We start from the raw sequence: 20,336 nt of genomic DNA on the forward strand, positions 1-20,336 counted from the left end.
TCAGCCAAGCTCCAGGATGTTCTTTGCGATCACGTTGAGCTGGATCTCCGACGTGCCGCCCTCGATGGAATTACCCTTGGATCGCAGCCAGTGCCGCGGCAGGGACCCGTCAAAACTGCCCTTGCCTTCCCAGTACAGGGCGTCGGTGCCGTTCAGCGCCATGAGCAGCTCCTGCCGGCGCTTGTTCAGCTCGGTGCCGTAGTACTTGAGCATGGCCGAGGCCGCACCCACACCCTGGCCGGCCTTGGCCTGGGCGGAGACCCGCTCGGCGGTCAGCTCGAAGGCCCGGGCGTCCAGATCCCACTGGGCCACCTCGGCGCGCAGCATGTCGTCGGCCAGCCGGCCGTTGTCCAGGCCGACGGCGTCCACGGCCTGCTCGGCCAGCGTCTTGCTGCCGGCAGCCGTACGGCCGAAGCCGCCGATCATCTCGCGCTCGTGGGTAAGCAGGTACTTGGCGATGGTCCAGCCCTGATCCACCTCGCCGACCACCTGGTCCTTCTCCACGCGGACGTTGTCCAGGAACGTCTCGCAGAAGGGCGAGCTGCCGGAGATGAGGGTGATGGGCCGGGTGCTCACGCCCGGCGTTTCCATGTCGAACAGCACCAGGCTGATGCCCGCCTGCTTCTTGGCATCCGGGTTGGTGCGCACCAGGCAGAACATCCAGTCCGCCTTGTCGGCGTAGGAGGTCCAGATCTTCTGGCCGTTGACGATGAAGTGATCGCCCTTGTCCTCCGCCTTCGTCTGCAAGCCGGCCAGGTCGGAGCCAGCGCCGGGCTCGCTGTATCCCTGGCACCAGCGGATCTCGCCACGGACGATGGGCGGCAGGTGCTGGCGTTTCAGCGCCTCGGAGCCGAACTTCAGAATGGCCGGGCCGATCATCCACACGCCGAAGCTGTTCAGCGGCGAACGCGCCTGAATCCGCGCCATCTCCTGGCGCAGGATCTTGTGCTGGTCCTTGTTCAGGCCACCGCCACCGTATTCCGTGGGCCAGTCCGGGGCGGTCCAGCCGCGTTCGGCCATGCGCTCCAGCCACAGGCGCTGGTCCTCGCTCTTGAACGTCCACTTGCGCCCGCCCCAGCAGGCGTCATCGTCGCTCTGCATGGGGGTGCGCATGCTCTCGGGACAGTTCGCCTCCAGCCACTCCCGCGTCTCGCGGCGGAAGGTGTCAAGATCCGTCATGCCAATGCTCTCCTTCATGAGTCCACGCCGGAGCATGCCACGGCGAGACCGATTCGCGAACCCCTTCACCATCAAGACACTTTCGCGGATTCAGTCAATACTCCACCCAGTCATGCATTAACGCGTCCGGGGAGTTATCGAACCGACCGAGATGTCAGACTGCGTGGGCAGAGACGTCATACCCCCGCCGGGCAAGGCGCCGGGCGTGACATAACAACGATCCGTCACCAACGGAGGAGGACACAATGCGCGGACTCATGATGGACCGCCCGCTACTCATCTCGCAGATCATCGAATACGCGGCGAGCAACTTCCCGGACCAGGAAGTGGTCTCCCGCACGGTGGAGGGTGAACTGCACCGCTACACCTACCGGGACGCCGCCCGCCGCAGCCGGCAGCTGGCCCACGCGCTGCAGAAGCTGGGCGTGCAGAAGACCGACCGCGTCGCCACGGTAGCCTGGAACACCTACCGCCACCTGGAGATCTACTACGCCACCTCCGGGATCGGCGCCATCTGCCACACCATCAATCCGCGGCTGCCGGCTGACCAGTTCACGTACATCGTCAACCACGCCGAGGACCAGTACCTGTTCGTGGATCTGACGTTCGTCCCGCTGCTGGAGAAGCTGCAGGACCACCTCAAGGGGCTCAAGGGCGTGGTCATCATGACCGACCGCGCGCACATGCCCGAGACCGGCATGAGCAACGTGCACTGCTACGAGGACCTCATCGCCGACGAACCCACCGAGTTCCAGTGGCCGGAGTTCGACGAGCACACCGCCTCGTCCCTGTGCTACACCTCCGGTACCACGGGCAATCCCAAGGGCGTGCTCTACTCGCACCGCTCGACGGTGCTGCATTCGTTCTTCGTGCTCTCGGTGCCGGGCCTGACCATGGACGAAGAGAGCGCCATGCTGCCGGTGGTGCCCATGTTCCACGTCAACGCCTGGGGCGTGCCCTATTTCGGCCCCATGGTGGGCGCCAAGCTGGTGTTCCCGGGGCCGCGTCTGGATGGCGAGAGCCTCGAGGAGCTCATGAACAGCGAGGGCGTCACTGACGCCTGGGGCGTGCCCACGGTCTGGCTCGGTCTGCTCAAGCACATGCGCGATGCCGGCAAGCGCTTCAAGAGCCTCAAGCACGTGCTCATCGGCGGCTCCGCCGCACCACGCGCCATGCTCAAGGAGTTCAAGGAGACCTACAACGTGGAAGGCCTCCAGGGCTGGGGCATGACCGAAATGAGCCCCATCGGCACCGTGTCGCTGGTGCGTCCGGGCGATCAGGGCCGTTCGGCGGAAGAGCAGCTGGACATCAAGTGCAAACAGGGCCGTGCCGTGTTCGGCGTGGAGATGAAGATCGTCGATGCCGACGGCAACCGGCTGCCCCACGACGGCGACGCCTTCGGCGAGCTGCTGGTCCGCGGTCCGGCGATCCTGTCCGGCTATTACGAGAACCCCGAGGCCAACGCCAAGGCGTTCGACGACGAGGGCTGGTTCCGCACCGGGGACGTGGCGAAGATCGACCCCGAGGGGTACATGGAGATCGTCGACCGCACCAAGGACGTGATCAAGTCGGGCGGCGAGTGGATCAGCTCCATCGACCTGGAGAACGCCGCCGTGGGGCACCCGGAGATCGCCGAGGCCGCGGTTATTGCCGCCGCGCATCCGAAGTGGGACGAGCGCCCGCTGCTGGTGTGCGTGCGCGTCGAGGGCGCCAGCGTGGACAAGGACGGCGTGCTGGAGTACCTGAGCGAGCACGTGGCGAAGTGGTGGCTGCCGGACGACGTGGTATTCGTGGAGGAGCTCCCCCACAGCGCCACGGGCAAGCTGCAGAAAGCCCGGCTGCGGGAGGACTTCAAGGACTACACCCTGCCCACTGCGTGACGGCCTCTGGCGGGCTCCGGCGGCTTGCCGGAGCCCGCACCGCCCGGCGCGGCACCGCCCATGCAGCTTGGCGGCCCCATCGGGCTTGTGTACTCTCAAATAGGTAGACTGGCGCGGGCAACCACCGAGGCACCGAATGGTCATCAACTGGCAGGCGTACGAGAATCCCGGGTTTCACGACGAGCTCATCGATTCCAGCGGCCAGGTCCGCCCCCCCGCGCGGGAACTCCTCACCTACCTCGACTCCCTCAGCACCGACGAAATCCACGAACGCCAGCACGCCGCGGAACTGGCCATCCTGGAGATGGGCATCACCTTCACGGTGTACTCCGAGGGCGAGAACATCGACCGCGCCTGGCCCTACGACATCATCCCGCGGATCATCGATGCCGCCACGTGGCGCCGCGTGGACGCCGGGCTGCGGCAACGGGTGAAGGCGCTGAACCTGTTCATCGCCGATATCTACGGCGAGCAGGCGGTGATCCACGACGGCGTGTTCCCCCGCACCCTGCTCGAGAATTCCGCCAACTTCCGCAAGGAGTGCGTGGGCGTGCGGCCGCCCCAGGACGTGTGGGCCCACATCTGCGGCTCGGACCTGATCCGCGACCATGAAGGCCGCTTCATGGTGCTGGAGGACAACCTGCGGGTGCCGTCGGGCGTCTCCTACATGATGGAGAACCGGGTGCTCACCAAGCGGGTATTCGGCGAGCTGTTCGAGAACACCAGCATCCAGCCCGTGGGCGACTACCCCACCAAGCTGTTCGACATGCTCGCCGCCCTGTCACCCCGCCCCATGGACTACCCCGAGGTGGTGGTGCTGACCCCGGGCATCTACAACTCCGCCTATTTCGAGCACTCGTTCCTGGCCCAGCACATGGGCGCCGAGGTGGTGGAGGGGTCGGACCTGGTGGTGGGCAGCGACGACTGCGTCTACATGCGCACCATCGACGGACCACGGCGCGTGGATGTGATCTACCGCCGCATCGATGACCTGTTCCTGGACCCGGAGGTGTTCCGCAAGGATTCCGTGCTGGGGGTCCCCGGGCTCATGCGCGCCTGGCGCAAGGGCAACGTGGGCCTGGCCAACGCGCCGGGGGCCGGTGTTGCCGATGACAAGGTGGTCTACGCCTTCGTGCCGGACTTCATCCGCTACTACCTCAACGAGGAGCCGATCCTGCCGAACGTGCCCACCTACCGCTGCTACCTGGAGGACGAGCGGCAGTACGTGCTCGACCACCTGGACGAGCTGGTGGTGAAGCCGGCCAACGAGTCGGGGGGCTACGGCATGCTGATCGGGCCCACCGCCACCAAGAAGGACCGCAAGCACTTCGCGCGGCTGATCCGCAACGAACCGCGCAACTACATCGCGCAGCCGCTGATCCGCCTGTCCACAGTGCCCACGGTGGTGGACGGCAGCGTCGAGCCGCGCCACGTGGACTTGCGGCCGTTCATCCTTCAGGGCGACGACATGTACGTCACCCCTGGCGGCCTCACGCGCGTGGCACTGCGCAAGGGCTCCACCGTGGTGAACTCCTCCCAGGGCGGTGGCAGCAAGGATACCTGGATCGTGGACAACGGAGACGCCTGAGCCATGCTGTCGAGAGTTGCGGAACGGGTTTACTGGATGGGGCGTTACCTGGAGCGCGCCGAGAGCATGGCGCGGCTGGTGAGCGCCCACAGCAACGAAGTCATGGACCTGCCGGTGAGCATGCGCGGCGGCTGGGAGAGCCTGGCGGACATCACCGGCGCGCGGGACGCCTTCGCCGGCCATTACAAGAACTACGACGAGCGCAACGTGGTGAAATTCCTGCTCGCCGACACGTTCAACCCCGGCTCGGTGCTGACCTCGGTGCGCGCCGCACGCGAGAACGTACGCACCACCCGCGAGCTGCTGCCCACGGAAGCGTGGGAGGACATGAACCGCCTCTATCTGTACGTCCGCGACCACGTGCAGCGCTCCCTGGCCCGGCGTCACCGGTTCGAGTTCCTGCACACGGTGGTCTTCCGCTGCCAGCAGATCAGCGGTGCGCTGGCGGGCACCATGAGCCACGACTCGGCGTACGACTTCGTGCGGCTGGGGCAGAGCCTGGAGCGGGCGGACATGACCACGCGTATCGTCGACAGCGCCGTGGCCGTGCTCATGCCCCGGGAGGATATCCCGGAGGAGTACGCCAACGTGCTCTGGGTGCACGTGCTGAAATCCCTGTCCGCCTACCAGATGTACCGCCAGCACGTGCACCCGCGGGTGGTCAGCCACGACGTGGTGCGGTTTCTGCTGCAGGACACGCCCTTCCCCCGCTCCGTGGACCACAACATCACCGTGGCCGAGGCGTGCATCCAGGCCCTGCCCCGCAACGAGGCCACCCTGCGCCGCGTGGGCCGGCTGCAGCGGCGCATCAACGAGGCGGAGCCGCGGGACATGAGCATGGACGACCTGCACGCCTACATCGATGTGCTCCAGGCGGGGATCGGCGAAATCCACGAACAGCTCACCAGTACCTGGTTCCATCTGGATCCGGACACGGTGCCCGTGGACGCCTGACAGGTAGCACACGCCCGCCCCATCCACGTTATGCTGTCCGGACCACCGCCGCACGGCCAGCACGCCCATGTCTGCAATACCGTCGTCCACGCTCCTGTCCGGCTACCGCCCCCTGCACGGGCATCACGACGAAATGGTCGACGGCAGCGGGCAGGTGACGGATACCTGGCGCTATCTGGCGGACGCCCTGGATGCGCTGGGCCCCGACGCACTCCGGCAAAGGCGGGAACAAGTCCGCCGCATGCTCAGGGAACGGGGGGTCACCTACAACGTCTACAGTGACCCCCACGGCCTGCAGCGGACATGGGACCTGGACCCGGTCCCGGTGCTGCTCGACAGCACGGAGTGGGGCCGGGTGGAGCACGGCCTGCAACAGCGCGCGGAGTTGCTGAACCGCATCCTGCAGGACCTGTACGGCGAGCAGGAGCTGCTGACCCGCGGCCTGCTGCCGCCGGAGCTGGTGCACGGACACGACGGCTTTCTGCGCCCCTGCCACCCGTACCGCACCGACCTGGCGCACCCGCTCACGCTGTACGCCGCCGACCTGGCACGGGGGCCGGACGGCACCGTGCGCGTCATCGGCGACCGTACCCAGTCGCCGTCCGGTGCGGGCTACGCGCTGGAGAACCGGGTCGTCATGGCGCGGGCGCTTCCGAGTCTGTTCCGGGAGTCGCACGTCCACCACCTGGCGCTGTTCTTCCAGAATCTGCGCGCCACCCTTGCCGGTCTCGCGCCCGATCGTGACACCGACGACCCGCACGTGGTGGTGCTGACGCCAGGCCCGCTCAACGAAACCTACTTCGAGCACGCGTTTCTCGCCAGCTACCTGGGTTACACCCTGGTGGAAGGGGGCGATCTCACCGTGCGCGACGGCCGGGTCTGGCTGCGCTCCATGGGCCGCCTGGAACCGGTGGACGTCATCCTGCGCCGCCTCGACGACGACTACTGCGACGCCCTGGAGCTGCGACCCGACTCGCTGCTGGGCGTCCCGGGACTGACCGAAGTCGCCCGCCGGGGGCGAGTCGCCATCGCCAACCCGCTCGGTTCGGGCATCCTGGAGAACCCGGCGCTGAACGCCTTCCTGCCGGCCATCGCACAGCATCTGCTGGGCCAGGAGCTGGCGCTGCCCGGCCTGCCCACCTGGTGGTGCGGTGACAGCGAATCCCGCGAGCACGTGCTCTCGCGGCTGGACTCCCTGGTGGTCAAACCCATCGACCGGCGCTCGGGTGAGCCCACCATTTTCCCGGGAACCCTGGATGCCGCCGGGCGGGACGCTCTGATCGCCCGCATCCGCCAGGCTCCCCATCGCTACGTGGGCCAGGAGCAGGGCCGCTTCTCCTCGGTACCCACGCTCGGCGAGCCCGGGCTCGAACCCCGGCTGGCCGTGCTGCGGACGTTCCTGGTGGGCCGCCCCGACGGCTACACCGTCATGCCCGGCGGTCTCACCCGGGTCGCGGGCCACCCCCACGACGCCAGTGTCTCCAACCAGGCCGGCGGGCTGTCCAAGGACACCTGGGTGATCGCCTCCGAGCCGGTGCGCGAAGCCGCGCTGCTGACGCCGGAAGTCACCGAGGACGGGCCCATCGACCGTTCGGCGGCCCTGCCCCCGGCGGCCACCGAGAACCTGTTCTGGATGGCACGCTACGCCGAGCGCGCGGAACAGAGCCTGCGCCTGCTACGCACCATCCGCCGCCTGCGCGCCGGCGGCGCGACGGCAGACGCCTGCCAGCGGCAGCTCATCGCCGGCCTGGGCGCCATCAGTGGCCAGGCCGTGGACGCGCGACAGGGCGACGGCGATGACTCGGCGCTGATCGCCCTGCTGCAGGACGACAGCCGGACCGGTACCGTGGCGTTCAACTTCAACGCCATGATGGCCGCCTCCCACGCCGTGCGCGACCGACTCGCCCCCGACACCTGGCGGGTCATCGGCACCATCCGCCGCCACCTGGCGGAGTTGCCATCACCACTGCCGGTGGACGACCTGCCGACGGTGCTGGACACGTTCATTACCCTGCTGGCCGCACTGCGGGGCCTGCAGGAGGACACCATGGTGCACAGCCGCTCCTGGAGCTTCCTGGAGACGGGCCGCTGCCTCGAGCGCGGCCTGCTGACCAGTGCCTTCCTGCGCGCGGTGCTGGTGACACCACTGGGCGCGCGGGACGAGCCGCGCCTGCTGGATGCAGTCCTCGAGCACCTGGAGAGCCTCAATGCCTACCACCGGGAACATCATCGCCAGCCCCGACCCGGCACCGTGCTGGAGCTGGTGCTGTTGAGCGAGAGCAACCCCCGTGCGGTGGGCTTCCAGCTGGCGCGGCTGGAAGCCCGGCTCGCCTCCCTTCCAGGGGCCGGGGCACCCGACCGCCTCACCGCCCATCAGCGCCCCGTGCTGGAGGCGCGCACCAGCCTGCGTCTGAGCGATCCCGAGACGTTGCTGCAGGGGGACGGAACCCGCCGCGACGCGCTGGACGCACTGCTCAGGCAGACCAGTGCCCGGCTCGATCACGCCGCCCGTACCCTGGCCAGCGTCTACTTCTCCGATCCACAGGGACCGCGCCAGCTGGATCCGGTGCGCAATCGCGGGGGCGAGCCGGCATGAAGTACCGCATCACGCACCGCACCGAATACCACTACCCGCGGGCCATCAGCCGCAGCTACAACGAGACGCACCTGGCGCCCCGGACCACCCCCGACCAGCAGGTCCTGGCGCACAGCCTGACCATCGCCCCGCGACCCGACTACACGTCGGAGCGCACGGATTACTACGGCAATCGCGTCACTCATTTCACGATCCAGCGACCACACGACCAGCTCGCGGTCACGGCCACCACCGATGTCGCCCTGGAGGCGCCCGCCGACCCGGTCGCCCACGGGCAGGGACTGCCATGGGAGCAGGCAGTGGCGACCACGGGCAGCGGCACTGCAGCCACGGCACTGGCGGTGCGCGAGTTCCTGCTGGATTCACCACTGGTGGAAACGCGGCCGGATCTCACCGACTATGCCCGGGCGTCGTTTGCGGCCGGCCAACGCCTGCCCGAAGCGGTCCACCACCTCATGGGCCGGATCCACCGGGATTTCGCCTACGACCCCATGGCCACCACCATCAGCACCCCGCTCGAGCGGGTGTTCCGTGAACGCCGCGGCGTCTGCCAGGACTTCGCCCATCTGGCCATCGCCTGCCTGCGCGGTCTCGGCATCGCCGCTCGCTATGTTTCCGGCTACGTGGAGACGGCCCCGGCGGACGGCACCGCACGGCTGATCGGCGCGGATGCGTCACACGCGTGGTTCGCCGCCCACGACCCGTCGCTGGGCTGGATCGACTTCGACCCCACCAACAATCGCATGCCCGGGACACAGCACATCACCACGGCCTGGGGGCGCGACTACGCCGACGTGTCACCGTTGAAGGGTGTCATCTTCGGCGGTAGCCGGGGCCAGCGGAGCCACGTGGCCGTGGACGTGCAACGACTCCCCAGCGAGGACGAACCATGACTGCAGCACGGGAACTGACCATCGGCGTCCTCAGCGGCGACCCGGACCTGCCCTACAGCTACGGCGTCGACGGCCGCTTCAGCGCGGAGGACATCGCCGCGGCAACGACCGTGGCGACGACGGTCAACGCCCTGGACGGCTACCGCGCCGTGGCGTTCAACAATCACTCGGAGCTGCTGGACACCCTGCGGCAGAATCCGCCGGATCTGGCACTCAACTTCTGTGACACCGGTTACCGGAACCTGCTGCACCATGAGCCCAATGTGCCGGCGCTGCTCGAGCTGCTGGACATCCCCTACACCGGCGCCACACCTGCCAGCATGGCCCTGTGCGCGGACAAGGCCCTGGTGCGGCTGCTGGCCGCGAGCCACGGGATTCCGGTGCCCAACGAGACCGTGGTGGACCTGCACGCCGACCCGCTGGTGCTGCCGGACCTCTACCCGGCGATGATCAAGCCCAATGACGGCTGCGGCAGCCTGGGTGTGTCGCCGCAGTCGGTGGTGCACGATGCCGCCGAGGCGCAGGCCTGCCTGCGCCGGCTGGCGGAGGAGGCCACCGCCGTCAGGCCCCGGGCGCTGATCCAGGACTTCCTCACCGGCGCGGAATACACCCTGGGGCTGGTGGGCAATCCGGACACGGGCCTGACCGTGCTCCCGCCCCTGGAGATCGACTACAGCCAGCTGGATCCGTCCCTGCCACCGATCCTCTCCTACGGTTCCAAGGCCGATCCCGACTCCCCCTACTGGCAGGCGCTGCAGTTCCGGCGCGCGGAGCTGGACACCGGCACCCGGGCGGCCATGGTGGAGCAGGCCATCTGGCTGTTCGAGCGTCTGGGGTTCCGCGACTACGCGCGACTCGACTTCCGCGCCGGCGCCGACGGTGTGCCCCGGCTGCTGGACGCCAACTTCAACCCCACGTGGAACCACGACGGCAAGATGGCGATCATGGCCGGCTGGGCGGGCCACAGCTACGGCGACCTGCTGCGCATGATCCTGGAGGCGGCACGCCGCCGCTACGGCCTGTAGAGGCCGTGACGCCGCCCGGGCGCGCCGGAGGCCGTGGTTACAGCAGCTGGCGCGGCACCACCTCGTCCCATTCGCGGCTGGAGATCCGCTCGCCGGACTCGAACGCGTCCTGGGTCGCCTGCACCCGGAAGTTGTGGGCATCGGCGCTGAGCGTGGTCCGGCACTCGATGCGCACCGACCACGCGCCCCGGCGCAGGACGGTCTTCTGCTCCACCTCGGCCCGGGCAGAGAGCGGGTCGTGTTCGCCGATGCGGAACGTCCGGCGGATGGTGTAGCCGATGGTGAGGTCGATATCCTCGATGCGTGCCAGCGCCGCGCCGCCGAAATCGCCGCCGTCGCCGAAGGTGGTGTAGACCGTCTCGTCCGTGGCCAGATCCAGCTCCACCATCCGCTGCGCCTGGGCCCACTCCAGCGGCGTATGGTCGGAGACCGGGCCGCGCTCGGGTGCGTCGAACGGGCGCAGCGTCTCGTCATCGACCCGCGGCGGCCGCACCGGCAGCGCCAGGGTGCTGGCGCCGGTGAACAGGGTCAGCTCCACCGGCTCCGGCGCCGGCCACAGCATGGGCCAGTAGGTGGTGGACACGGCCACGCGGATGGTGTGGCCGGGCGCAAACGAGTAACCGATATCGTTCAACCGGATGGGCACGCGGTAGCGCTGGCCCGGAACCAGCGGCTCCGGGTGCTCGTGGCTGTTGCGATGGGTGAGGTTGAGCACGCCGTAGCTGACCCGGCTGGAGCCGCCGTCCGGCGCCACATCGTTGAGGCGGACGATGACGAAGGCCACCGGCTGGTCCACCGCGAGATCGAGGGTGACCACCGGCGCGCCGAGGATCTCCACCGGCTCGGCCAGCGGATCGGAGTCGAACACCAGCGACTTGCCGTCGTCGGCCCGCTGATCCAGGGGCGCGTCGCCGTCGGCGCCGTAACCGTAGAAATCGCCGCCCCGCAGCCCCGTGGTCTGCGGCGCACGCACCCGTACCGCGTCCTCGTCGGCAGCCGTGTCGCCCAGCGACAGCACGTTCAGGAACCACTGCCGGGTGCCGATGCGCGGCGACGGCCAGGCCTCCTCCGCCACCCAGCGCCCGGGCCGTTCGGCGTGGTAGGGCGCGGGCTGGATCCAGCTCTCCATCCAGGCACGCACCATGGGCTCGTCCATGATCCCCGTATCAATGCCCTTCAGCCAGTAGTCCCACCAGCGCACCGCCTCCTGAAAGAATCCGATCTGCGGCCCCGGCTCCGCCGCATGGGGGAAGGCGTGTGGCCACGGACCGATCAGCGCCTTCTTCGGGGCGTTCAGGCCCTCCATCAGCCGCGGGATCGCGTTCACGTAGCCGTCCGCCCAGCCGCCCACGGCGTAGACGGCGCACTGGATGGCGTCGTAGTCCTCACAGACGGAACCGTGCTTCCAGTAGTCGTCCCGGTGGGGGTGGCGCATCCACAATGCCGGGAACAGGCGGTTCTTCTGCAGCCGCTCCAGCCATTGCTCCCGCCAGCGGTCGCCACTGATCACCGGGTCGGGCGGGCACGCGTTCAGGGAGAAGAAGGCGGAACCCCAGACGAAGTTCTCGTTGAGCAGGCAGCCGCCCTTGTAGTGGGCATCGTCGGCGTAGCGATCGTCGGTGGAGCACATGGTGATGATCGCCTTCAGCGCCGGCGGGCGACGGGCAGCCACCTGCAGCGAGTTGAAGCCGCTCCAGGACAGCCCGATCATGCCGACGTTACCGTCGCACCAGGGCTGCCGGGTGAGCCAGTCGATGGCGTCCACGGCGTCGTCCTGCTCCTGCTCCAGGTATTCGTCCCGGAGAATGCCTTCCGAGTCGCCGGTGCCGCGCACATCCAGGCGCACACCGACGTAGCCGTGGCCGGCAAAGTAGTGATGCAGGGGCTCGTCGCGCAGACGGGTGAAATCGCGCTTGCGGTAGGGCATGTATTCGAGCACCGCCGGCACCGGGTTGTCTTCGGCGTCCTCCGGCATCCACAGGCGGGCGGCCAGGTGCACGCCGTCACGCATGGGAATCCAGACGTTCTCGATCACCTTCACCCCTTCGGGGAAGGACTCAACCACCTTCATGGCGCTTCTCCTGTAACGATGACCCGCCCCGCCAGGGTGCCGGGGGATGCCGGACGGACGCTACCGGCACCGCTACGGAACCGCGTCGTCAGGGACGAGCTTCATGGTCGCCGGGTCCATTTCCAGCAGGCGCTCGGTGGTCTTCACCAGCGTGCGGGCGACCTTGTAGGTGGCTTCCAGGGAGACGGACTCGTTGGGGGCATGGGCCAGGTCGATCTCGCCCGGCCCGTAGATGACCGTCGGCACACCGGCCAGCCGCACCCAGCCCGACATGTCGCAGCCGTAAGGGACCGCGGCCACCTCGGGCGTGCGACGGAACTCCTCCTCCGCCGACTCGGCCAGCGCTTCCACCAGCGGATGGTCACGGCGCGTCTGGGCGGAGCCGAACCCGGATGCCAGCCGGGTGATGCGGGGCGGATTCTCCCGCAGCCACGGGTCGTCCTTGATCTGCGCCATGACGCCGTCCCGGAACCGCGCCTCCGCCTCGTCGATGGTCTCGTCCAGGGCGACACCCACGCGCACCTGCGCCTCCAGGTGATCCATGACGCTGGATGACCACAGACCGCCCTGGATGGTGCCGACGTTGGTGGCGTAGGGCAGGGGATGCACGCCCATGAGGGGGTGTTTCTCGCGCTCGTTGAGCCGGCGCTCGTCCTCGCGCATGGCCTGGTAGATGGTGAAGAAGTGGTCCAGGGCGCTCTCGCCCTGCAGCCGCTTGCTGGCATGCGCGGACTTGCCCGGCACCTCGACCTTGAGCGACATGGCCCCGGCGTGAGCGATCACCAGCTCCGGCACGCCGCTGGCACCGGTGGTGGGCTCGGGGATGATACAGGCGTCGGCCTGCCAGCCGCCGCGGATGGCGGCCAGGGTGCCAAGCCCGCTGTCCTCCTCCGCCGGCACGGCGGCAAAGATGATACGCCCCGGGAAGTTGCGGCCGCTCTCGGCAAAGGCCTCGAAGCAGGCCATGGCGGCCACCAGCCCGGATTTCATGTCGGAGGCGCCGCAGCCGAACACCCGGTCGCCGCGGGTGACCCCGGAGAAGGGCTCGTCCTGCCAGCGGGTGTAGTCCCCGGGCGGCACCACATCCACGTGCCCGGTCAGCAATACGCTCGGCCCGGGCTGCTCACCCCGCAGCACCCCCACCACCACCGGCGCCCAGGCGCGCTCCACCTCGTGGCCGGGATAGCGCGGGTCTCGCTGGAGCGAGGCGATGCCGTCGTTCCAGTAGTCGATCTCGGCGTCGAACTGCTGTAACCAGTTGGCGATGTGGGAGACGATGGCGTCTTCCTCGCCGGTGATGGAAGGAATGCGGATCAACGACACCAGGCGGTCGCGAATCCTGTCGATATCAACATAGGAGCTTCGTCTCGCCATGGTGCGCAATCCTCGTCAGGGGCACGGCTTCCAGTATTGGTCGGACCAGGCACGGCGGTCAATTTCCACGGGGCGCGGCGGTGGTATCCTGACGCCATGAGCAGTGCAGACACCGACTCCACCACCCCGCCGCCGATCCGGCGCGGCGCCATGACCCTGCGAGCCACCACGCCGGAGGACTGCCCCTTCGTGGTCGAGGTGGAGCGCCATCCGGACAACGCCCCCCACGTTGAGCAGTGGAGCGAGGCCGAGCACCGTGCCGCGCTGAGCCGGCCGGGGGTGAGGCACTGGCTCATCGAGCACCGCGACACGCCCATCGGCTACGTGGTGCTGGAAGACACGGATGACCCCAACGGCAGCATCCTGCTGCGGCGCATCGCCATTATCAGCAAGGGGCGCGGCCATGGCCGCACCGCGGTGCTGCTGGCCGCGCACGACTGCTTCGACGTACTGGGGTGCCACCGCCTCTGGCTGAACGTCGCCCGGAACAACCGCCGCGCCTTCAACCTCTACCGCCGGCTCGGCTTCGTGGAGGAAGGCATCGCCCGCGAGAGCGTGCGCAAGGGCGACCGGTTCATCTCCATGCACGTGCTCTCCATGCTCGACCGGGAATACCGCGCCACCCATCAGCTGTAGTTGGTGGGCACCACGTCGGCGAACTGGAAGTCCAGCACTTCCATCACGTAGCGGAACTTCTCGTGCATCTGCTCTTCGGTCTCCGCCCCCAGGAAGACATCGGCGATCTCGAAGCTGTAGCTGTCCTGGGCGACCAGCTCCGACAGGCGCATGCCCTCGGTTACGCCGACGTGGACAATCACCTCCGGGTGCTGCTTCTGCAGCATGGCGATATCGTCCGCCGACGGCACCCGCGTGACCACGGTGTCGCCGAACACCCGGGGCATGAACTTGCCGGCCATGGGGAAACGCCCCTCGGCGCGGGGAAAATCGGGCTTGCGACCAAGAGCGATGTCGATGGCCACCTCGTGGTGCGACGACCCGGTGGCGATCTGGAAGATGGGGCAATGGGACTTGGAGATGCGCGGGTTGATCTCCAGCAGCCAGAGCTTGTCCGTGGCCTCGTCCCAGAAGAACTCCATGTTGAACGGCGTGTGGTCCATGCCGATGTGATCCAGAATCCGGCCCGCATGGGCGATCATGCGGTTCTGCACCCCGGGCGGCAGGTGTGACGGATACTGGTAGCTGTAGAAGCTCACCTGGTTGGACGCGCGCAGCGAGTCGATCACCGCGTAGACCACCACCTCGCCATCATAGACATACCCCTCCAGCGTGCACAGGCGCCCGCTGATCAGCCCTTCGGCGATGCAGGTGGCACCACTGCCGCGGTTCGGCAGTGCCCCGGGGTTCTCGCAGGAACGCATGATGGTGTCGAAGGGCTCCGCGAACACGTGGATCCGCTCGCGGATGGTCTGCATGGCCTGCAGGTACTGCTGCTCGTTCTCGATGCGAAAGCCCAGGTAGGACGAAAACGCCACGGAGGGCTTCAGCCAGAAGGGGTAGTCCATGTCCAGGTCGCCCAGGGGGTCGTCGGAGTAAGGGTCCAGCCCCTGAAAGTCCGGCGTGCACTCTGGCAGTGCCTCTTCCCCGGCCAGCCGGTTCCAGTACTTGTTCTCGCAGTAGAGCACGCTCTCCAGGGTCGGCGTTGGCAGCCCCCACTCGCGCCGGAGTATCGGCAGCATGGAGGTGGTGGGGAAGTCCCAGTGACCGATGATGGCGTCCACGGCCGGCGCGGCGGCCAGGGTCTCCCGGGCCTCCGCCATGATGGCGTCCATGGGGTAGCTGGGCGGGTTGACCATGGTGTCGTAGTCCACCAGGCCGTGGAAGGTGTAGTCCCCGGCGTTGTGGACCGTCTCCAGCTCGCTGAGGTTGAAGTCGTCCAGGCCGATCACGAAGATGTGCTTGCTGTCGGTCATGCCAATGAGCTCCCTGAGCAGTGGGCCTGCCTTGAGCATACCCCCTATCGGGCGAGGTGACAGCGGCGGGCACAAGTGATCGACAACGCCGGTCAGTTGGGGTAGCGTCCAGAGTCTACTCGCCGGAGCGCGTCGCGCTTCAGGCACCATGGCCGCTCTGGACGAGCTCGATGATCCGGCGCCGATGCCGTGTACGGAGCACTCAGCCGTCATGCACCAGCCCCACCGGCCGCCGTCAGACCCGCCCCGAAAGGGCGCCGGAGGAGGCGGCGGAGGTAGCGACAACCCGGCGTTTACCGCCGACGAACTGGCCGCGCTCCTGGGCAGCACCCGCGAACGACTTCTGCTGCTGGACGGCAGTGGCCGGCTGCGCAAGCGCGCTCCGGGCGATGAAGACCCCGCACCGGCAGACGACGCCACCATTCCGGCCGCGGACCGTGAGCAGATCGCCCGGGCGGTGGCCGGGTGTGTCGCCGACGGCATGCAACGGGAAGTGACCTACCGCACCATTCACGGCAGCCGGCAACACCACTTCAGTGCCCGGATACAACCCGCCGGCAGCGACCGCGTGCTGTTCGCGTCCCTGGATGTCACGGCCCACCGCGACGCCGAACACGCCCTGGCCACGGGCTATGCCATCGATCAGCTGGTGGCGCGCCTGGCGGACGAATTCATCAACATGGCCCCGGATACCATCGACGGCGCCATTGATACGGCCCTGGCCGAACTGGGCCGGTACAGCGACGCCGACCGGGCCCATCTCTACCAGCTCGTGGACGGCCACAGCCGGATCGTCAATACCCACGGCTGGCGCAGGGCCGGCGTCAGCAGCCACGGCGAGCATTACCGGCGCATGCGCAGCAACCAGATCCCGTGGATTCTGCAGCGCATGCGGGAGGGGGGGCTGCTGCGCCTGGAGTCACTCACCCAGGTCCCGGCGGACTCGCCCGACGAGCGCCTGCTCGCGGCCACCGGCGTGCGTTCCACGGCGCTCGCACCCATTACGTTCGGCGGCGAACTGCAGGGCTGGATCGCCATCGAGACCGTGACCGAATCACGCCGCTGGCGCGGCGACCAGATCACCCTGCTCACCCGTCTGGCATCGGTGTTTGCCACCGCCCTGCTGCGCAAGCAGTCGGAGCAACGTATCTTCCGCCTGGCCTACTACGACCAGCTCACCGGTCTGCCGAACAGGATGCTGCTGCGCAACCGGCTCCATGCGTTGCTGCGCAACCGGCGGCGCGCCTTTGCGCTGGTGCTGATCGACCTGGACGACGCCAGCGTGCTCAACGACCTCATGGGCCACGACGTGGGCGACCTGCTGCTACGCACCCTCAGCCACCGGCTGGACAGCCTGGCCAGCGCCGGCGAGACCCTGGCCCGCTGGGGAGGGGACGCTTTCATGCTGACCATTCCCCTGGAGCGCAACGATATCGCCGCAGCGGCCGCCAGCCGTCTCAAGACGATCCGGCGGACGCTATCCTCACCCGTGCGCATCGACGGCCACGAGCTGCGCCTGTCGGCGTGCATGGGCATGGCCTGTCACCCTCTGCATACCGACGACGTGGACGAAATGATCCGGTTCGCGGAGCTGGCGCTCCACGAGGCCAAGCGCCAGGGCCGGGACTCGCTGGTCGTCTTCGACGGCACCATGCAGGAGCGCGCCGCGCGCCGCAGCTGCATCGAGCACCGGCTCCGGCGCGCAGTGGATGAGCGCGCCTTCGACCTTCACTACCAGCCGCAGATCTGCCCCGATACAGGCCGCCTGGTTGGCACCGAGGCGCTGATCCGCTGGTTCGATCCGGAACTCGGCCATGTTCCACCGGACGAGTTCATCGAGCTGGCGGAGGACACCGGCATGATCCTCCCCATCGGCGAGTGGCTGGCGGAGCGCGCCTGTCGCGACATGGCACAGTGGCGACGAGAAGGCCTGCACGTGCCGTGCGTGGCCATCAACATCACCACCCAGGAGTTGCTGGATGAGCGGCTGCCCGAGGCGCTTGCGGCCGCACTGGCCCGCCATGACCTCCCGGCCACCGCGCTGGAGCTGGAGATCACCGAAAGCGCGCTGATGGAACGGCGCGACAGCAGCGTGTCGCTCCTCAATCGACTGCGCAAACTGGGGATCGGCATTGCCATCGACGACTTTGGCACCGGTTATTCGTCCCTGAGCCAGATCAAGCACCTGCCCGTGACCAAACTCAAGATTGACCGCTCATTCATCCAGGACGTGGTCAGCAACCGCGATGACCAGGCCATCGTCGCCGCCATTATCGCCATGGCGCACCAGCTCGGGCTGCGGGTGGTCGCGGAAGGAGTGGAGACCGACGAACAGCTCCGCTTTCTCAGCCGGCAGGGCTGCGACGTGGTACAGGGATACATCTACGGGCAGGCCACCGCACCAGCGAGTTTTCTGCGCCGCATGCGGCCGGGGACGCCATCGTCACCGCGGCGCTCCCGCGACCACAGGCGGCGCTGATGCATTCCCGGGCGGTGAACCCGCAACCACCGATGCGAGTAGCGACACACACGCTCACGGCGGCCGACGGCGGCCGTTTCGAGGTGACCCGGGTCGCGGCTGAGGCCCCGGCGCACCATCAACCCATCGTCTACCTGCCCGGCATGTTCAGCGGCCGCCGTTTCTGGTTGTCTGATCGAGGGGTCGGCCTCGCGGCCCACCTGGCGGGATACGGGTTTCCCGGCCTGATCGTGGAGCGCCGCCGGGGCGGGCCGGGGCGGCCCGGGCTGGAGGATCACCTGCAGCACGACCTGCCGCTGGTGCGGGACTGGATCCGCTCCGAGTGGAACCGGCCCGCGTTCTGGATCGGGCACTCCTTTGGCGGCGTTCTCGCCAGCCGCGCCGCCGCGGAGCTGCTGGACGCCGGGGACCTGGCGGGGCTGGTGCTGTTCGCCGCCCAGTTCGAGGACGGTAAACGCATGCTGGACTGGCCCGGCAATCTGCTGCTGTCGGGTTTTCTGCGTATCCAGCGACGCTTCCCCGCACCACTGCTGGGTATGGGACCCAACGACGAGCCCAGGGCGGCCATGCGCGACGCCATGCAGCTGGTCACCCGCGGCCGCCGGGAACCGGGCCTGCGGGAGGCGCTCGCCCGCATCCACGCCCCGACGCTGGCCCTGTCCGGACTGGGCGATACCGTCGACCCGCCAACCGGCTGCGAGAAGCTGATCATGCACTTCGGCAGCGCGGACCGGCGGTTCATCGCCGCGGGCCGAGCCACGGGATTCCGCGAGGACTACACCCACCCGGGCATCGTGGTCAGCAAGGCGGCCCAGGCCGAGATCTGGCCCCTGGTGACGGACTGGCTGCTCGCCCGCGCAGGTGCCGGCCCACTCAGGGCAGCAGAATGATCGACTCGGGCAGGCGCACGTCCATGGCCACGGGGAGGTGGTCCGAGACCGCGTAATCCAGCACCTCGGCGCGCTCCACGGTCAGCGACGATGACACGAGGATGTGATCCAGGTGGTGGAGGGGCCGCCAGCTGGGGTAGGTGGGCAGCAGCAGCTTCGGTTCCGAGAGATTGGTGTTCACCAGCAGCGCCTGGAACTCCGGGCTGTCCACGGCGCAGTTCAGATCGCCCATGACCACCACGTGTTCGAGACGCTCGATGAGATTCCCCACGTAGGCCAGTTGGCGCATACGCGTCCGGGAGCCCAGTGCCAGGTGCAGCAGGATCACGTGCAGGGAGTCGCCGGGGCCGCCAAAGGTCATGTGCAGCGCCCCGCGCCCCGGGATCATGCCGGGGAGCGCATGCTCGCGGATCTCCAGCGGGCGGAAGCGGCTGAGAATGCCGTTGCTGTGCCGGGCCAGCCGGCCGATGTTGCGATTGGTCTGGTCGTGCCAGTAGGGAAAGCCGCCGGCCCGGCTGACGAACTCCGTCTGGTTCATGAAGCCGCTGCGGAGGCTGCCGCCATCGACCTCCTGCAGGCCCACCAGATCGTAGCCGCGCGTGACCCGGGCAAAACGCCGCAGGGTGCGCGGCCGCTCCGCGTGGGGGAAGAGGTGCTGCCAGCTGCGGGTGAAGTAGTGCCCGTAATGACTGCTCTGAATGCCGGTCTGGACATTATAGGTCAGCAGCCGCAGCCGATTCGGTTGCTCCTCGTCCGGCTGCGGCGCCTCGCGCGGCTCCAGTTCGGCGCTATTCTCGCTCACTCGTCGGTCACTGGGCTTGTTCGTATTCCTTCTCGACCAGGTAACGGATGATCTCGATCATGCGTTCCTGCCCACCCGCATCACGCACGTCAACCAGGTACTTGCCGGCCACGGCAACGGTGGGCGTGCTGCGTACGCCGTATGTGCTGGCGATACGGTCACCCTGGCGCATGGCCGAGTCGACGGAGAACGAGTCCCAGGCATCGCGAACGGCGTCTTCATCCACACCCTGCTCGCCCATGACCTCCGCGACATCATCGACCCCGCCAATGCGCCGGTTGTCCTGGTGCAGGGCATTGAACACGGCGTTGTGGGTGTCATCGGTCACACCCAGCGCGCGGCTGGTGTAGTACGCCCGGGCCAGCGGCTCCCAGCTGCGGTTGAACACCACCGCCGTGTGCACCAGCTCGGCCTTGTCGTCCAGATCCGCCATCAGGGACTGGATCAGCGGGTTGAACGTATGACAGTGAGGACACGCGTAGGAGAAGAACTCCCGCACCTCGACCTTGCCGTCCTCCACATCCGTGGATACGGGCTCGTCGAGCTCCTGATAGTGGTTACCCGCCTCGAAGGACTGCCCCATCACCAGCGCCGGGGCCAGCAGCAGCCCGGCCAGCAACGCTCGAATCACGGTCATGCAGTTGCTCCTCTCCGTCTCAACCGGCGCCCGTTGC

At 68.1% G+C, this 20,336-nt stretch carries 15 protein-coding genes; 9 read left to right on the forward strand and 6 right to left on the reverse strand.

Annotated elements, in window-relative coordinates; genetic code table 11:
* Positions 1 to 1,179, reverse strand: a complete 1,179-nt coding sequence (locus BMZ02_RS13060) for an acyl-CoA dehydrogenase family protein (protein ID WP_091644678.1) — start codon at positions 1,177 to 1,179, stop codon at positions 1 to 3.
* Between the two features lie 245 nt (positions 1,180 to 1,424).
* On the opposite strand from BMZ02_RS13060, the gene BMZ02_RS13065 reads away from it, so the two are divergent.
* From BMZ02_RS13065 to BMZ02_RS13090, 6 genes are all read left to right on the forward strand, one after another.
* The gene (locus BMZ02_RS13065) at positions 1,425 to 3,059 is read left to right on the forward strand and encodes a 3-(methylthio)propionyl-CoA ligase (protein WP_091644680.1); all 1,635 of its coding nucleotides are present in this window, start codon (positions 1,425 to 1,427) and stop codon (positions 3,057 to 3,059) included.
* Positions 3,060 to 3,195: 136 nt separating this feature from the next.
* The gene (locus BMZ02_RS13070) at positions 3,196 to 4,647 is read left to right on the forward strand and encodes a circularly permuted type 2 ATP-grasp protein (RefSeq protein WP_091644683.1); all 1,452 of its coding nucleotides are present in this window, start codon (positions 3,196 to 3,198) and stop codon (positions 4,645 to 4,647) included.
* A 3-nt stretch (positions 4,648 to 4,650) separates the two neighbouring features.
* Entirely contained in the window at positions 4,651 to 5,601 is a 951-nt protein-coding gene (locus BMZ02_RS13075; protein WP_091644686.1) for an alpha-E domain-containing protein, read from the forward strand.
* A 67-nt stretch (positions 5,602 to 5,668) separates the two neighbouring features.
* Complete coding sequence (locus tag BMZ02_RS13080) at positions 5,669 to 8,197, forward strand: circularly permuted type 2 ATP-grasp protein (RefSeq protein ID WP_091644688.1); 2,529 nt, start codon at positions 5,669 to 5,671, stop codon at positions 8,195 to 8,197.
* Positions 8,194 to 9,090 carry a transglutaminase family protein gene (locus BMZ02_RS13085; RefSeq protein ID WP_091644691.1) on the forward strand — a complete coding sequence of 299 codons (897 nt, stop codon included), beginning with the start codon at positions 8,194 to 8,196 and terminating at the stop codon, positions 9,088 to 9,090. Before BMZ02_RS13080 ends, BMZ02_RS13085 begins: the two co-directional genes overlap by 4 nt.
* On the forward strand, positions 9,087 to 10,115 hold the full coding sequence (locus BMZ02_RS13090) for a D-alanine--D-alanine ligase family protein (RefSeq protein WP_091644694.1): 1,029 nt from the start codon (positions 9,087 to 9,089) through the stop codon (positions 10,113 to 10,115). The genes BMZ02_RS13085 and BMZ02_RS13090 overlap by 4 nt, the downstream gene beginning before the upstream one ends.
* 37 nt (positions 10,116 to 10,152) lie before the next feature.
* On the opposite strand, the gene BMZ02_RS13095 is transcribed toward BMZ02_RS13090, so the two are convergent.
* Positions 10,153 to 12,186, reverse strand: a complete 2,034-nt coding sequence (locus BMZ02_RS13095; RefSeq protein ID WP_091644697.1) for a CocE/NonD family hydrolase — start codon at positions 12,184 to 12,186, stop codon at positions 10,153 to 10,155.
* Between the two features lie 72 nt (positions 12,187 to 12,258).
* Positions 12,259 to 13,560, reverse strand: a complete 1,302-nt coding sequence (locus BMZ02_RS13100) for an ArgE/DapE family deacylase (RefSeq protein ID WP_091644700.1) — start codon at positions 13,558 to 13,560, stop codon at positions 12,259 to 12,261.
* A 96-nt stretch (positions 13,561 to 13,656) separates the two neighbouring features.
* Between BMZ02_RS13100 and BMZ02_RS13105 the strand changes: the two genes are divergently transcribed.
* Positions 13,657 to 14,196, forward strand: coding sequence for a GNAT family N-acetyltransferase (locus BMZ02_RS13105; RefSeq protein WP_091644703.1), 540 nt, complete (start codon positions 13,657 to 13,659; stop codon positions 14,194 to 14,196).
* Here the strand turns inward: BMZ02_RS13105 and BMZ02_RS13110 are convergent.
* The gene (locus BMZ02_RS13110) at positions 14,187 to 15,491 is read right to left on the reverse strand and encodes an ATP-grasp domain-containing protein (RefSeq protein WP_091644704.1); all 1,305 of its coding nucleotides are present in this window, start codon (positions 15,489 to 15,491) and stop codon (positions 14,187 to 14,189) included. The genes BMZ02_RS13105 and BMZ02_RS13110 overlap by 10 nt on opposite strands.
* A 211-nt stretch (positions 15,492 to 15,702) precedes the next feature.
* Between BMZ02_RS13110 and BMZ02_RS13115 the strand changes: the two genes are divergently transcribed.
* Positions 15,703 to 17,970, forward strand: coding sequence for a putative bifunctional diguanylate cyclase/phosphodiesterase (locus tag BMZ02_RS13115; protein ID WP_139209213.1), 2,268 nt, complete (start codon positions 15,703 to 15,705; stop codon positions 17,968 to 17,970).
* Positions 17,971 to 18,002: 32 nt separating this feature from the next.
* Entirely contained in the window at positions 18,003 to 18,860 is an 858-nt protein-coding gene (locus BMZ02_RS13120; RefSeq protein ID WP_216110842.1) for an alpha/beta fold hydrolase, read from the forward strand.
* Here BMZ02_RS13120 and BMZ02_RS13125 read toward each other — a convergent pair.
* Both BMZ02_RS13125 and BMZ02_RS13130 read right to left on the reverse strand, forming a co-directional pair.
* Positions 18,844 to 19,662: an endonuclease/exonuclease/phosphatase family protein gene (locus tag BMZ02_RS13125; protein WP_245754039.1), complete on the reverse strand. Its 819-nt coding sequence runs from the start codon at positions 19,660 to 19,662 to the stop codon at positions 18,844 to 18,846. The genes BMZ02_RS13120 and BMZ02_RS13125 overlap by 17 nt on opposite strands.
* 7 nt (positions 19,663 to 19,669) lie before the next feature.
* Positions 19,670 to 20,299 (reverse strand): thiol:disulfide interchange protein DsbA/DsbL, encoded by a 630-nt coding sequence (locus BMZ02_RS13130; protein ID WP_091644709.1) that lies wholly within the window; start codon positions 20,297 to 20,299, stop codon positions 19,670 to 19,672.
* Positions 20,300 to 20,336 lie beyond the last annotated feature (37 nt).

Source organism: Aquisalimonas asiatica, from assembly GCF_900110585.1.
Classification (GTDB): domain Bacteria; phylum Pseudomonadota; class Gammaproteobacteria; order Nitrococcales; family Aquisalimonadaceae; genus Aquisalimonas; species Aquisalimonas asiatica.